Annotated in this window: 13 protein-coding genes and 1 pseudogene; 12 read left to right on the forward strand and 2 right to left on the reverse strand. The window is 47.5% G+C overall.

The window, feature by feature from the left end; genetic code table 11:
- Nucleotides 1–5: 5 nt before the first annotated feature.
- From purC to purD, 9 genes are all read left to right on the forward strand, one after another.
- Nucleotides 6–731: a phosphoribosylaminoimidazolesuccinocarboxamide synthase gene (gene purC, locus SC79_RS17070; protein ID WP_039076087.1), complete on the forward strand. Its 726-nt coding sequence runs from the start codon at nucleotides 6–8 to the stop codon at nucleotides 729–731.
- Complete coding sequence (gene purS, locus SC79_RS17075; protein WP_003219409.1) at nucleotides 724–978, forward strand: phosphoribosylformylglycinamidine synthase subunit PurS; 255 nt, start codon at nucleotides 724–726, stop codon at nucleotides 976–978. The genes purC and purS overlap by 8 nt, the downstream gene beginning before the upstream one ends.
- Nucleotides 975–1,658, forward strand: coding sequence for a phosphoribosylformylglycinamidine synthase subunit PurQ (purQ, locus tag SC79_RS17080; RefSeq protein ID WP_039076088.1), 684 nt, complete (start codon nucleotides 975–977; stop codon nucleotides 1,656–1,658). The genes purS and purQ overlap by 4 nt, the downstream gene beginning before the upstream one ends.
- Nucleotides 1,642–3,870, forward strand: coding sequence for a phosphoribosylformylglycinamidine synthase subunit PurL (gene purL, locus SC79_RS17085; RefSeq protein WP_039076089.1), 2,229 nt, complete (start codon nucleotides 1,642–1,644; stop codon nucleotides 3,868–3,870). Before purQ ends, purL begins: the two co-directional genes overlap by 17 nt.
- Complete coding sequence (purF, locus tag SC79_RS17090) at nucleotides 3,846–5,276, forward strand: amidophosphoribosyltransferase (protein WP_039076090.1); 1,431 nt, start codon at nucleotides 3,846–3,848, stop codon at nucleotides 5,274–5,276. The genes purL and purF overlap by 25 nt, the downstream gene beginning before the upstream one ends.
- Nucleotides 5,277–5,373: 97 nt before the next feature.
- Complete coding sequence (gene purM, locus SC79_RS17095) at nucleotides 5,374–6,414, forward strand: phosphoribosylformylglycinamidine cyclo-ligase (RefSeq protein ID WP_039076091.1); 1,041 nt, start codon at nucleotides 5,374–5,376, stop codon at nucleotides 6,412–6,414.
- Nucleotides 6,411–6,998, forward strand: coding sequence for a phosphoribosylglycinamide formyltransferase (gene purN / locus SC79_RS17100; RefSeq protein WP_039076092.1), 588 nt, complete (start codon nucleotides 6,411–6,413; stop codon nucleotides 6,996–6,998). Before purM ends, purN begins: the two co-directional genes overlap by 4 nt.
- Complete coding sequence (gene purH / locus SC79_RS17105) at nucleotides 6,995–8,533, forward strand: bifunctional phosphoribosylaminoimidazolecarboxamide formyltransferase/IMP cyclohydrolase (RefSeq protein ID WP_039076093.1); 1,539 nt, start codon at nucleotides 6,995–6,997, stop codon at nucleotides 8,531–8,533. Before purN ends, purH begins: the two co-directional genes overlap by 4 nt.
- 15 nt (nucleotides 8,534–8,548) lie before the next feature.
- Nucleotides 8,549–9,817, forward strand: coding sequence for a phosphoribosylamine--glycine ligase (purD, locus tag SC79_RS17110; RefSeq protein ID WP_039076094.1), 1,269 nt, complete (start codon nucleotides 8,549–8,551; stop codon nucleotides 9,815–9,817).
- Nucleotides 9,818–9,860: 43 nt separating this feature from the next.
- Here the strand turns inward: purD and SC79_RS21070 are convergent.
- A pseudogene (locus tag SC79_RS21070) lies at nucleotides 9,861–9,988 on the reverse strand (Lrp/AsnC family transcriptional regulator); the annotation flags it as partial.
- A 315-nt stretch (nucleotides 9,989–10,303) separates the two neighbouring features.
- A complete protein-coding gene (locus tag SC79_RS17115; protein ID WP_010329083.1) occupies nucleotides 10,304–10,537 on the reverse strand; it encodes a YgaP family membrane protein in 234 nt (77 codons plus the stop codon).
- Between the two features lie 128 nt (nucleotides 10,538–10,665).
- On the opposite strand from SC79_RS17115, the gene SC79_RS17120 reads away from it, so the two are divergent.
- Genes SC79_RS17120 through SC79_RS17130 form a run of 3 tightly spaced genes read left to right on the forward strand, consistent with a single transcriptional unit; the run spans nucleotide 10,666 to nucleotide 13,747 of the window.
- Nucleotides 10,666–12,408, forward strand: coding sequence for an adenine deaminase (locus SC79_RS17120; RefSeq protein WP_039076095.1), 1,743 nt, complete (start codon nucleotides 10,666–10,668; stop codon nucleotides 12,406–12,408).
- A gap of 26 nt (nucleotides 12,409–12,434) precedes the next feature.
- Nucleotides 12,435–13,430: a DUF3048 domain-containing protein gene (locus SC79_RS17125; RefSeq protein ID WP_039076096.1), complete on the forward strand. Its 996-nt coding sequence runs from the start codon at nucleotides 12,435–12,437 to the stop codon at nucleotides 13,428–13,430.
- A gap of 2 nt (nucleotides 13,431–13,432) precedes the next feature.
- A complete protein-coding gene (locus SC79_RS17130; protein ID WP_010329086.1) occupies nucleotides 13,433–13,747 on the forward strand; it encodes a YerC/YecD family TrpR-related protein in 315 nt (104 codons plus the stop codon).
- The last annotated feature ends 29 nt before the right edge of the window (nucleotides 13,748–13,776 follow it).

Below are 13,776 nucleotides of genomic sequence, written 5' to 3' on the forward strand. Positions count from 1 at the left end.
CTTCCGTGAATATTGTGAAGAATGAACTTTTATACGAAGGAAAAGCAAAAAAGATCTACAAAACCGATGACGAAAACACGCTGTATGTCGTGTATAAAGACTCCGCCACTGCTTTTAACGGCGAGAAAAAAGCAGAAATCAGCGGCAAAGGACGCTTAAATAACGAGATTTCAAGCCTGATTTTCAAACACCTTCATACTAAGGGGATTAACAACCACTTCATCGAGCGCATATCTGAAACAGAGCAGCTTATTAAAAAAGTGACAATTGTGCCGCTTGAAGTCGTCGTCAGAAATGTTGTGGCAGGAAGCATGTCCAAACGTCTCGGCATTCCAGAAGGCACGGAGCTTGAACAGCCGATTATCGAGTTTTACTACAAGGATGACGCGCTGGGTGATCCGCTCATCACAGAAGATCATATTTGGCTTTTAAAAGCGGCAACTCCTAAGCAGGTAGACACGATCAAGTCCATTACAAAAACAGTAAATGAAGAGCTTCAGGCCATTTTTGACGATTGTCATGTCAGATTAATAGATTTCAAGCTTGAATTCGGTTTAGATGCAGACGGGCAAGTGCTATTGGCGGATGAAATTTCTCCTGACACATGCCGCTTGTGGGATAAAGACACGAACGAAAAGCTGGACAAAGATTTATTCAGGCGCAATCTGGGAAGCTTAACCGATGCATACGAAGAGATTTTCAAAAGACTGGGAGGCATTCATCATGTATAAAGTGAAAGTTTATGTCAGCTTAAAAGAAAGTGTGCTAGATCCACAAGGGAGCGCTGTCCAGCATGCCTTGCACAGTATGACTTACAACGAAGTTCAAGATGTGCGCATCGGAAAATACATGGAGCTTACCATTGAAAAATCTGACCGCGATCTTGACGTACTGGTGAAAGAAATGTGCGAAAAGCTTCTTGCGAATACAGTAATTGAAGATTACAGATACGAGGTTGAGGAGGTAGTCGCACAGTGAAATTTGCGGTGATTGTGTTACCCGGCTCCAACTGTGATATCGATATGTATCATGCTGTAAAGGATGAGCTTGGCCATGAAGTCGAATACGTCTGGCATGAGGAAACAAGCCTTGACGGCTTCGACGGCGTGTTAATCCCGGGAGGATTTTCTTACGGCGATTATTTAAGATGCGGCGCTATTGCCCGATTTGCGAATATTATGCCAGCTGTCAAACAGGCGGCGGCTGAAGGAAAACCTGTTCTCGGCGTCTGTAACGGATTCCAGATTTTACAGGAGCTTGGCCTTCTTCCAGGCGCAATGAGACGCAACAAAGGTTTGAAGTTCATTTGCCGTCCGGCTGAATTGATTGTTCAGAACGACGAAACTTTATTCACTTCTTCCTACGAAAAAGGCCAATCGATTACCATCCCGGTTGCCCATGGTGAAGGAAATTTCTACTGTGATGACGAAACGCTTGCTTCATTGAAAGCTAACAACCAAATCGCGTTCACATACGGCTTCAATATGAACGGAAGTGTCAGCGACATTGCCGGTGTCGTGAATGAGAAAGGCAACGTATTAGGCATGATGCCTCACCCTGAGCGCGCGGTTGATGACCTGCTTGGAAGCGCCGACGGTCTTACATTGTTTCAGTCTATCGTGAAAAATTGGAGGGAAACTCATGTCACTACTGCTTGAACCAAGTAAAGAACAAATAAAAGAAGAGAAACTGTATCAGCAAATGGGTGTCAGTGATGATGAGTTTGCATTGATTGAATCCATTCTTGGCAGATTGCCGAACTACACAGAAATCGGAATCTTTTCTGTCATGTGGTCAGAGCATTGCAGTTACAAAAACTCAAAGCCGATTCTGCGTAAATTCCCGACAAGCGGCGAGCGTGTGCTGCAGGGTCCGGGGGAAGGCGCCGGAATCGTTGATATCGGTGACAACCAAGCGGTTGTGTTCAAAATTGAATCACATAACCACCCATCAGCTCTCGAACCTTACCAAGGCGCTGCGACTGGCGTAGGCGGCATTATCCGTGACGTTTTCTCAATGGGTGCCCGACCGATCGCTGTATTGAACTCTCTTCGATTTGGCGAACTGACTTCACCGCGCGTGAAGTACTTGTTTGAAGAAGTAGTAGCGGGTATCGCCGGATATGGCAATTGTATCGGCATCCCGACAGTCGGCGGAGAAGTGCAGTTTGACAGCAGTTATGAAGGAAATCCGCTCGTCAACGCAATGTGCGTCGGTCTAATCAACCATGAAGATATCAAAAAAGGCCAGGCGAAGGGTGTCGGCAACACAGTCATGTACGTAGGAGCGAAAACAGGGCGTGACGGGATCCACGGCGCTACGTTTGCTTCTGAAGAAATGTCTGATTCGTCTGAAGAAAAGCGTTCTGCCGTTCAAGTCGGCGATCCGTTTATGGAGAAGCTCTTGCTTGAAGCATGCTTGGAAGTCATCCAATGCGATGCGTTAGTCGGCATACAGGATATGGGAGCTGCCGGTTTAACAAGCTCAAGTGCGGAGATGGCAAGTAAAGCCGGCTCTGGTATTGAAATGAACCTTGACCTGATTCCCCAGCGTGAAACAGGTATGACTGCATATGAAATGATGCTTTCTGAATCACAGGAACGGATGCTTTTGGTCATCGAGCGCGGACGTGAGCAGGAAATCATCGATATTTTTGACAAATACGATCTTGAAGCGGTTTCTGTCGGACGTGTGACAGATGATAAGATGCTTCGCCTGACACACAAAGATGAGATTGTGTGCGAGCTGCCTGTTGATGCGTTGGCAGAAGAAGCGCCGGTTTACCATAAGCCTTCACAAGAGCCTGTATACTACCGCGAGTTTTTAGAAACTGACGTTCCGGCTCCTCAAATTGATGATGCGAATGAAACACTGAAGGCGCTCCTCCAGCAGCCGACGATCGCAAGCAAAGAGTGGGTTTACGATCAGTATGACTACATGGTGCGGACGAACACAGTTGTCGCTCCCGGGTCTGATGCGGGTGTTCTCAGAATACGCGGAACGAAAAAGGCGCTGGCGATGACGACAGACTGTAACGCGCGTTATCTCTATCTTGATCCTGAAGTCGGCGGGAAAATCGCTGTCGCTGAAGCGGCGCGCAACATTGTTTGCTCAGGTGCAGAACCGCTTGCGGTCACAGATAACCTTAACTTCGGAAACCCAGAGAAACCAGAAATCTTCTGGCAGATCGAAAAAGCTGCTGATGGCATCAGCGAGGCGTGCAATGTTCTTAGCACACCGGTAATTGGCGGAAACGTATCGCTTTACAACGAATCAAACGGCACGGCGATTTACCCGACACCTGTTATTGGCATGGTAGGCTTAATTGAAGATACAGCACACATTACAACACAGTATGTCAAACAAGCGGGAGATCTCGTTTACGTAATCGGGGAAACAAAACCTGAGTTTGCCGGAAGCGAGCTGCAAAAAATGACAGAAAGCAGCATTTACGGAAAAGCGCCGCAAATTGACCTTGATGTAGAGCTGTCACGCCAGAAAGCACTGCTTGACGCGATTAAAAAAGGCTTTGTTCAATCTGCGCATGATGTATCTGAAGGCGGCCTGGGCGTAGCGATTGCGGAAAGTGTCATGACGACGGAAAACCTTGGCGTGAGCGTGACTGTAGAAGGGGAAGCGGCATTATTATTCTCTGAATCTCAATCCCGCTTCGTCGTTTCTGTGAAAACAGAACATCAAGCAGCGTTTGAAGCAGTTGTAAAAGATGCCGTTCATATCGGTGAAGTAACAGCTGACGGACTTCTGGCGATTCAAAACCAAGACGGACAACAATTGATTCATGCGCAAACGAAAGAGCTTGAACGCGTATGGAAAGGAGCTATCCCATGCTTGCTGAAATCAAAGGCTTAAATGAAGAGTGCGGCGTATTTGGGATTTGGGGACATGAAGAAGCTCCGCAAATCACGTACTACGGCCTCCACAGCCTCCAGCACCGAGGACAGGAGGGCGCTGGCATTGTGGCAACTGACGGTGAAAAACTGACGGCGCACAAAGGCCAAGGGCTGATCACCGAAGTGTTTCAAAATGGCGAGCTCAGCAAAGTAAAAGGAAAAGGCGCAATCGGGCACGTTCGGTACGCAACGGCTGGAGGCGGCGGCTATGAAAATGTTCAGCCGCTCCTCTTCCATTCTCAAAACAACGGCAGCCTGGCGCTTGCCCATAACGGAAACCTTGTCAACGCCACTCAGCTGAAGCAGCAGCTCGAAAATCAAGGAAGCATCTTTCAGACGTCTTCGGACACAGAGGTTTTGGCTCACCTGATCAAAAGAAGCGGCCACTTCACGCTGAAGGACCAAATGAAAAATTCCCTTTCCATGCTGAAAGGCGCATACGCATTCTTGATTATGACCGAAACAGAAATGATTGTCGCGCTTGATCCAAACGGGCTGAGGCCGCTGTCAATCGGCATGCTGGGCGACGCTTATGTGGTCGCATCAGAAACGTGCGCATTTGATGTTGTCGGCGCCACGTACCTTCGTGAGGTAGAACCGGGCGAAATGCTGATCATTAATGATGAAGGCATGAAATCAGAGCGTTTTTCGATGAATATCAACCGTTCCATTTGCAGCATGGAGTACATTTATTTCTCCAGACCTGACAGTAATATCGACGGCATTAATGTGCACAGCGCGCGTAAAAACCTTGGGAAAATGCTGGCTCAGGAATCCGCAGTTGAGGCTGATGTTGTAACAGGGGTTCCGGATTCCAGTATTTCTGCGGCGATCGGATATGCTGAAGCAACAGGCATCCCGTACGAGCTCGGCTTAATCAAAAACCGCTATGTCGGCAGAACGTTTATACAGCCGTCCCAGGCTCTGCGTGAGCAAGGCGTTAGAATGAAGCTATCAGCAGTGCGCGGGGTTGTGGAAGGCAAACGCGTCGTTATGGTGGATGACTCGATCGTGCGCGGAACAACAAGCCGCCGGATTGTCACGATGCTCAGAGAAGCGGGTGCGACAGAGGTGCATGTGAAAATCAGTTCACCGCCGATCGCGCATCCGTGCTTTTACGGCATTGATACGTCCACACATGAAGAGTTGATCGCGTCTTCCCATTCTGTAGAAGAAATCCGTCAGGAAATCGGGGCTGACACCCTCTCATTTTTGAGTGTGGATGGGCTCTTAAAAGGCATCGGCAGAACATACGATGACGCGAATTGCGGACAGTGTCTCGCATGCTTTACAGGAAAATATCCGACTGAAATTTATCAGGATACAGTGCTTCCTCATGTAAAAGAAGCGGTATTAACCAAATAAAAACTTGAAAATGACATAAAGGCAGCGCGTTTCGGCTGCCTTTCTCTTTCTGCCCTCGGGGAGATATTTTGAAAAGCGCCTTAAAGGAGTGAATAGGATGTCTGAAGCATATAAAAACGCAGGGGTTGACATCGAAGCCGGATATGAAGCTGTAAAACGAATGAAAAAACACGTGGAGCGCACAAAACGGCTTGGCGTTATGGGCAGCCTTGGCGGTTTTGGCGGCATGTTTGACCTGTCTGAGCTTTCGTATCAAAAACCTGTTTTAATTTCGGGAACGGACGGTGTCGGCACAAAATTAAAGCTCGCTTTTTCCATCGATAAGCATGACACGATTGGTGTTGACGCTGTTGCGATGTGTGTCAATGATGTGCTGGCACAAGGCGCAGAGCCGCTGTTTTTCCTCGATTATTTAGCGGTCGGCAAAGCGGACCCTGTGAAAATTGAGCAGATCGTGCAAGGTGTGGCGAACGGCTGTGAGCAGTCAAGTTCAGCCTTGGTCGGCGGCGAAACGGCTGAAATGCCGGGACTATATACCGCTGATGAATACGATATTGCCGGTTTCTCAGTCGGAGTGGCGGAAAAAGACGAAATCGTCACCGGAGAAAACATCGAGGAAGGCCATCTTTTGATCGGCCTGAGCTCTAGCGGCCTTCACAGCAACGGATTTTCCCTTGTGAGAAAAGTGCTTTTGGACGATGCGGAGCTGGATCTTGATACAACATATGAACCGTTTGACCGTCCGCTCGGCGAGGAGCTCCTTGAACCGACAAGAATTTATGTGAAGCCTGTGCTTGCCGCGGTGAAAAGCGGAAAAGTCGACGGCATGGCTCACGTAACAGGCGGAGGATTTATCGAAAATATCCCGCGTATGCTTCCGGAAGGCTTAAGTGCGGAAATCGATCACGGCTCATGGCCGATCCCCCCGATTTTCTCTTTCCTGCAAAAGTACGGCAAGCTGAAGGAAGAAGACATGTTCAACGTCTTTAATATGGGCATCGGCTTTGTGTTGGCAGTTAAAGAAGAGCATCTGACAGATGTGATCGGAACGCTTGAAAGCCATGGTGAAAACGCCTATTTGATCGGGCGTGTGAGGCAAGGCGAAGGCGTCACATTCGGCGGTGCGGCGCTTTCATGAAAAAATTTGCGGTATTTGCATCCGGAAACGGTTCAAATTTCGAAGCCATCGTGACGCGTTTAAAAGAGGAGAACTGGGATGCGTCCGTATCGCTTCTCGTTTGCGATAAACCGCAGGCGAAAGTCATCGAACGGGCGGAAACATTTCACATTCCATCCTTTGCATTTGAGCCAAAGTCTTATGAAAACAAGGCCGCCTTTGAACGGGCCATTATTGAACAGCTTCATCTTCATGACGTTGAATTGATTGTTCTTGCCGGCTATATGAGGCTGATCGGTGACACGCTGCTACAAGCATACGGAGGAAAAATCATTAACGTTCACCCGTCACTTCTTCCGGCGTTTCCCGGAATCGACGCAGTCGGACAGGCGTACCGCGCGGGTGTGAAGGTGGCCGGAATCACTGTGCATTATGTCGATGAAGGAATGGATACAGGCCCGATCATCGCTCAAAAGGCAATCGAAATTGACGAATATGATACATTGCAAACAATCGAACAGCGGATTCACAAGCTTGAGCATAAATGGTATTCTCGTGTGATTAAAGAGCTATTAGGATTAAATAACAGAGGTGAAAAGGCATGACTATTAGACGTGCATTAATCAGTGTTTCAGATAAAACAAATCTCGTTCCTTTCGTAAAAGAACTGACAGAGCTTGGCGTTGAAGTGATTTCAACAGGCGGAACGAAAAGGCTTCTTCAAGAAAACGGTGTGAACGTCATCGGAATTTCTGAAGTGACAGGCTTTCCTGAAATTATGGATGGACGGCTCAAAACACTTCATCCGAATATTCACGGCGGTCTTCTGGCGGTTCGCGGCAATGAAGAGCATATGGCGCAGATCAATGAACACGGGATTCAGCCGATTGACCTTGTTGTCGTCAACCTTTATCCATTTAAAGAAACGATTTCTAAAGAAGATGTCACATATGAAGAAGCGATTGAAAACATCGACATAGGCGGACCGGGCATGCTGCGTGCGGCATCGAAAAACCATCAGGATGTGACGGTTATCGTCGATCCGGCCGATTACAGCCCAGTACTCAAGCAAATCAAAGAAGAGGGCGGCGTATCTCTTCAGAAAAAACGCGAGCTGGCGGCAAAAGTATTCCGTCATACGGCGGCGTATGACGCACTGATTGCTGACTATCTGACAGATGTTGTCGGTGAAAAAGAACCAGAACAATTCACTGTGACATTTGAGAAAAAACAATCACTTCGCTACGGAGAAAACCCGCATCAGGAAGCGACATTCTATCAAACAGCTCTTCCTGTCAAAGGCTCCATTGCGCAAGCAGAACAGCTTCACGGCAAAGAGCTTTCTTACAACAACATTAAAGACGCTGATGCAGCAGTTCAAATCGTCCGTGAATTCACTGAGCCGGCGGCGGTTGCTGTGAAGCATATGAATCCGTGCGGCGTCGGAACAGGAAAAACGATCGCAGAAGCGTTTGACAGAGCGTTTGAAGCCGATCAAACATCGATCTTCGGCGGCATTATCGCGCTGAACCGTGAAGTGGACAAAGCAACCGCAGAGGCGCTTCACAACATTTTCTTAGAAATCATCATTGCGCCTTCATTCAGCCAAGAAGCACTTGACATCTTGACTGCGAAGAAAAATCTTCGTCTGCTGACGCTTGATGTGACAGCTGCCGTTCAAAAAGAAAAACAACTGACATCCGTTCAAGGCGGACTGCTCATTCAAGATTTAGATATGCACGGCTTCGATGATGCGGAGATCAGCATTCCAACAAAAAGAGAGCCGAACGAGCAAGAGTGGGAAGACTTGAAGCTTGCGTGGAAAGTCGTCAAGCATGTGAAATCAAATGCGATCGTTCTTGCGAAAGACAACATGACAGTCGGCGTGGGAGCAGGCCAAATGAATCGCGTCGGATCAGCGAAAATTGCCATCGAGCAAGCGGGAGAAAAAGCAAAAGGCAGCGCACTTGGATCAGATGCATTTTTCCCAATGCCGGATACTGTCGAAGAAGCGGCCAAAGCGGGCGTTACGGCTATCATTCAGCCAGGGGGATCTGTACGTGATGAGGATTCCATCAAAAAAGCGGATGAGTACGGCATTGCCATGGTATTCACCGGCATTAGACACTTCAAACATTAAGGGGATGAAAACGACGTGAATGTACTCATTATCGGTAAAGGCGGAAGAGAACATACGCTGGCATGGAAGGCGGCGCAAAGCAGCCTCGTAGAGAACGTATTTGCCGCCCCTGGAAATGATGGCATGGCAGCTTCCGCACAGCTAATAAACATTGAAGAAAACGATCACGCCGGGCTTGTCTCGTTTGCAAAAGAACATCAGGTCGGCTTGACCATTGTCGGGCCTGAGGTTCCTTTAATAGAAGGTCTGGTGGATGAATTCGAAAAAGCGGGTCTTCCTGTATTCGGCCCGTCAAAAGCCGCTGCGATCATCGAAGGCAGCAAACAGTTCGCTAAAGATTTAATGAAGAAATACGACATTCCGACCGCAGAATACGACACATTTACATCTTTTGAAGAGGCAAAAGCATATGTGCAGGAAAAAGGCGCTCCGATTGTCATAAAAGCAGATGGACTTGCGGCCGGAAAAGGCGTTACAGTTGCCATGACAGAGGAAGAAGCGATGGCATGCCTGCATGATTTCCTTGAGGATGAAAAATTCGGTGATGCGAGCGCGTCTGTTGTCATTGAAGAATTTCTGTCCGGCGAAGAATTTTCTCTGATGGCATTCGTCAAAGGAGAAAAGGTGTATCCAATGGTGATCGCCCAAGATCACAAGCGGGCGTTTGACGGAGACAAAGGCCCTAATACGGGCGGGATGGGCGCCTACTCGCCAGTTCCGCACATTTCGGAAGAAACCGTCCGCCATGCGGTGGAAACGATCGTCAAGCCGACTGCAAAAGCAATGGTACAAGAAGGCCGTTCCTTCACGGGCGTTTTGTATGCGGGATTGATGCTCACTGAAACTGGCGCGAAGGTCATCGAATTTAACGCCCGTTTTGGCGATCCGGAAACACAGGTCGTGCTTCCGCGCATGGAATCTGATCTGGTACAGGTGCTTATTGATCTATTGGATGATAAGGAAGTTGACTTAAGATGGAAGGATACCGCGGCAGTGAGTGTGGTGCTTGCTTCAGAAGGGTACCCGGAAAGCTACGCAAAGGGCACGCCGATCGGCAGCCTTGCAGCGGAAACTGAGCAGGTTGTGGTCTTCCATGCCGGAACGAAAGCAGAAGGCGGAGAGTTCGTCACAAACGGGGGCCGCGTCGCCAATGTGACGGCTTTTGATGACACGTTTGAAGCGGCGAGAGACCGAGTGTACAAAGCCGTTGATGAGATCATCGTGCCGGGACTCTTTTTCAGAAAAGACATTGGGGCACGCGCTTTAAAGGCTGCCCAAAAATAAAGCGCAGAACCCCGCAGGTGAGCTGCGGGGTTTTTGTTATACAAAAGCGGGGTGTTGTGCTTGAAGAAGAGAATACAACGAGCGTAGCTGGGATTCCGTGGGCCATCGAAGCGTCTATAAATCCTCGAGCGTATGTACCGGTTTTGTCACATAGCTGTACATGCCTGTAATGCACACTTCTTTAGCCGGCGGCGCTTGCAGCCATAGAATATGTCTACATGAAGATAAAGGAATGCCATAAAAAAAGCATGCTCACGTTTCGTGACCATGCTTTCAGCGTTTCGACAAACCCTCGCATTCGTTGTCAGTCCTGCGCGTTGGTGCTCACGAATTGCTACATTCGCTGTGCTCCAATGCTCGTCCTTCCTAGACTTCAAGGGTTTTCAATCACGCTGAAAAGATGACAAAGTCATAAAACGAAAACCGTTTTATGACTTTGTCAACATTCTGAAAGCTTGATCACGTTTCGTGACCAAGCTTTTTCGTTTATCTGTCTTGCTGCTCCTGTTCGTTATTGTCGGAATCGTTGTTTTGAAACAGGTAGGCCACAGGGCAGAAGCGCAAGATTCCCGAACCTGCTTTTAAGGCCCCCATAAAGATGTAAAAGAGATGCATTCTGCACCAAGGCTTTTTCGTAAACTTGGCGCTGGCGACTGACATAATCGTCAGCCCGCAGGCGATTCTGAAGACGGCATTGATGAGACTGATGTTTGGTTTCATGGAAATCCGCTCCTTTTACTTAAAAAAGTTTTTTAATTGAACCTTCAAAAATTTGTAACGTTTTTATCGTGCGTGATCAGGAAGGATGTGATAACATGATTCTAATACATGTAAAGGAGAGTATGTGAATGTCCGAACGCACCTTTAACTGGAAAAACAAAGACATCAGGGCACAGGTTGATGTTGTAGACTCAAAGCTGCTTCCAACGCTCCTTTTACGGAATGCTCTCGTCTTAAATCCATATGTAAAACAATGGCTGAAAAAAAACATTTGGATTTATCAGGACCGCATCGTTTATGTGGGTCATGAACTTCCGAATAGAGCCGAAGAAATTCATACGATAGATTGTGAAGGAAAATACATTGTGCCAGGGTATATCGAACCGCACGCACATCCTTTTCAAATATATAATCCCCAAACGCTGGCTGAATATGTGTCTCAATACGGGACAACAACATTTGTGAATGATAACTTGTTTTTGCTTTTACAAAGCGGAAAAAAGAAAGCGCTTACGATTTTGAATGAACTGAAAAAGCAGCCTGTTCAATATTTTTGGTGGTCTCGTTATGACCTTCAAACCGAAGTGCTGAACGAGGACCATGTTCTTCCGTTTGACGTCAGAAAGCAGTGGATTGAACATCCGGATGTGATTCAAGGCGGAGAAATGACCGGGTGGCCTCGTTTGGTAGATGGTGATGATTTAATGCTTCACTGCATGCAAGCTACAAAGAAGCAGAGAAAACGCATTGAAGGGCATTTTCCAGGCGCTTCAGATAAAACACTTACAAAAATGAAGCTGTTCGGAGCGGATTGTGATCATGAAGCGATGACGGGTGATGAAGTGATGAGAAGGCTGGAACTGGGTTACTATGTTTCCCTTCGGAATTCCTCCATTCGCCCTGATATAAGAAAAATCTTGCAGGATCTGCATGAGAAGGGCTTCCGCTATTATGACCATTTCTTTTACACGACAGACGGTGCGACGCCGAATTTCTATAAAGGCGGCATGACAAACGAGCTGATCCGCATCGCGTTAGAAGAAGGAGTCCCGGCAATCGATGCCTACAATATGGCATCATTTAATATCGCAAAGTATTATCAAATGGACGATTATTTAGGAGTGGTTGGACCGGGAAGACTGGCATCGCTCAATATACTTGAAGATCCGTTCAACCCGAATCCCGTGACCGTTCTGTCAAAAGGGACCATCCTTCGAGAAGACGGCTGCGATTTGAATGCGTTTACAAAGACGTACTGGAATAAAGGCGGTCTTGTCCCGCTTGAGCTTTCATATGATATGACGATGGATGATTTGCAGTTTTCCATGCCGATGGGCGTGAAAATGCGGAATGCGGTCATTATGGAGCCGTATATGATTGAGATTGATAATTCGATGGAACAGCTCTCGTTTGACCATGATGAAAGTTATTTAACGATGATCGACAAACACGGGAAATGGCGCGTCAATACGATGATTAAAGGGTTTGCCTCAAGCGTCCAAGGATTTGTGAGCTCCTTTACGACGACGGGTGATATTGTTGCGATCGGAAAAAATAAAGCGGATATGCTGCTCGCTTTCGCCCGCATGAAAGAGATCGGGGGAGGCATCGTGCTTGCGGAAAACGGGAACATTCTCCATGAAATTCCGCTTGCGCTGTGCGGCTGCGCCTCTTCGGAAGCGTATGAAGACGTGCTGGAGAAGGAACAAAAGCTGAGAGATCTTTTGACTGAAAGAGGCTATGAGTTTTGTGATCCCGTCTATACGCTGCTCTTTTTGCAAAGTACACACCTTCCGTATATACGCATTACGCCGAGAGGAATCTTCGATGTCATGAAAAAAACTGTACTCTTTCCATCGATAATGCGTTAAAATATAAAAGAGCGGGGAGCCGACATATGAAAAAATGGATGACAGTTTGCATGCTGTGTTTCGTATTTTTTCTGCTGGTGTCCTGCCAGCAGAAGGATGCAGTCCCGGATGCTGAAAAGAAGCTGAAAGCTCCTTTAACTGGACTTGCAACTGAACAGAAGGTGACTGAACGCCGGCCTGTTGCTGTTGTGGTAAACAACCATCCGAAGGCGAGGCCGCAGTCAGGACTGTCTAAAGCCGACATTGTGATAGAAGCGCTTGCTGAAGGGCAAATCACGAGATTTCTGGCCATTTTCCAAAGCCAGATGCCCGAAACTGTCGGACCTGTGCGGAGCGCGAGGGAATATTTCGTCACTCTCAGCAATGGTTTTGACAGCATATTTGTCCATCACGGCTGGAGTCCCGGCGCCAAAGAGCAGCTGGAATCCGGAGCTGCCGATTATATGAACGGATTGGATTTTGACGGAAGCTTATTTTGGAGAGCTGATTTCAGCAAACCGCCACATAATTCCTATACGTCTTATGATTACATAAAAAAGGCGGCGGAACAAATGGGATATGAGCTGAAGCAGAAAACAGATCCGCTGCTGTTTCAAACATCAGAAGCAAAACCTGCAAATGAATCTTACAATGTTCGGGTAGATTATGGAACAAAGAACGTTACGAATCTTGTCGAATATAACTATGATAAAAAAGCTAAAGCTTATACAAGAAGCTCTGATGGTGTCATGACGACAGACCGGGAAACCGGAAAGCCGGTTGCAATGCAGAATATTTTCATTGTAGAAGCCAGCCATCATATTATTGATCAAAATGGAAGGCGGGACATCGATCTAGAATCAGGGGGAGAAGGTCTGTTGTTTCAGCACGGAAACGTCATTGAAACAGACTGGAAACAAGTAAACGGCAGAATTGTGCCGGTAAAAGACGGCAAATGGCTGCCGCTTGTGCCCGGAAAGACTTGGATCAATATCGTGCCCGATCTCGATGCGGCTTCCATTAGTAAAGGAGAAGGTGTGTAACGATGCAAATCGATAAATTACGCGGCAAAGAGCTGGACCAGTTATTCAACTCGATCTTATCACTGAAAGACCTGGAGGAATGTTACCGGTTCTTCGATGATCTTTGCACAATTAACGAAATTCAATCGCTGGCTCAGCGCCTTGAAGTGGCGCGCATGCTTCGCGAAGGAAACACGTACCATAAGATTGAAACAGAAACAGGCGCTTCGACGGCTACGATATCCCGTGTGAAACGCTGCTTAAATTACGGCAATGACGCCTATGAATTGGCGCTTGACCGTGTGAAGGAGACGGAAACAGAGTCTCCTTCAAAATAACAAAAAACCGCCCTGCCATTTGGCATGGG

Source organism: Bacillus sp. MSP13 (genome assembly GCF_000815295.1).
GTDB lineage: Bacteria > Bacillota > Bacilli > Bacillales > Bacillaceae > Bacillus > Bacillus vallismortis.

Bases quoted from the DNA above. Each gene is read 5' to 3' on its own strand.
- purS (WP_003219409.1), top strand. From the start codon at position 724: ATGTATAAAGTGAAAGTTTATGTCAGCTTAAAAGAAAGTGTGCTAGAT.
- purL (WP_039076089.1), top strand. From the start codon at position 1,642: ATGTCACTACTGCTTGAACCAAGTAAAGAACAAATAAAAGAAGAGAAA.
- purF (WP_039076090.1), top strand. From the start codon at position 3,846: ATGCTTGCTGAAATCAAAGGCTTAAATGAAGAGTGCGGCGTATTTGGG.
- purM (WP_039076091.1), top strand. From the start codon at position 5,374: ATGTCTGAAGCATATAAAAACGCAGGGGTTGACATCGAAGCCGGATAT.
- purN (WP_039076092.1), top strand. From the start codon at position 6,411: ATGAAAAAATTTGCGGTATTTGCATCCGGAAACGGTTCAAATTTCGAA.
- purH (WP_039076093.1), top strand. From the start codon at position 6,995: ATGACTATTAGACGTGCATTAATCAGTGTTTCAGATAAAACAAATCTC.
- SC79_RS17115 (WP_010329083.1), bottom strand. From the start codon at position 10,537: ATGAAACCAAACATCAGTCTCATCAATGCCGTCTTCAGAATCGCCTGC.
- SC79_RS17120 (WP_039076095.1), top strand. From the start codon at position 10,666: ATGTCCGAACGCACCTTTAACTGGAAAAACAAAGACATCAGGGCACAG.
- SC79_RS17125 (WP_039076096.1), top strand. From the start codon at position 12,435: ATGAAAAAATGGATGACAGTTTGCATGCTGTGTTTCGTATTTTTTCTG.
- SC79_RS17130 (WP_010329086.1), top strand. From the start codon at position 13,433: ATGCAAATCGATAAATTACGCGGCAAAGAGCTGGACCAGTTATTCAAC.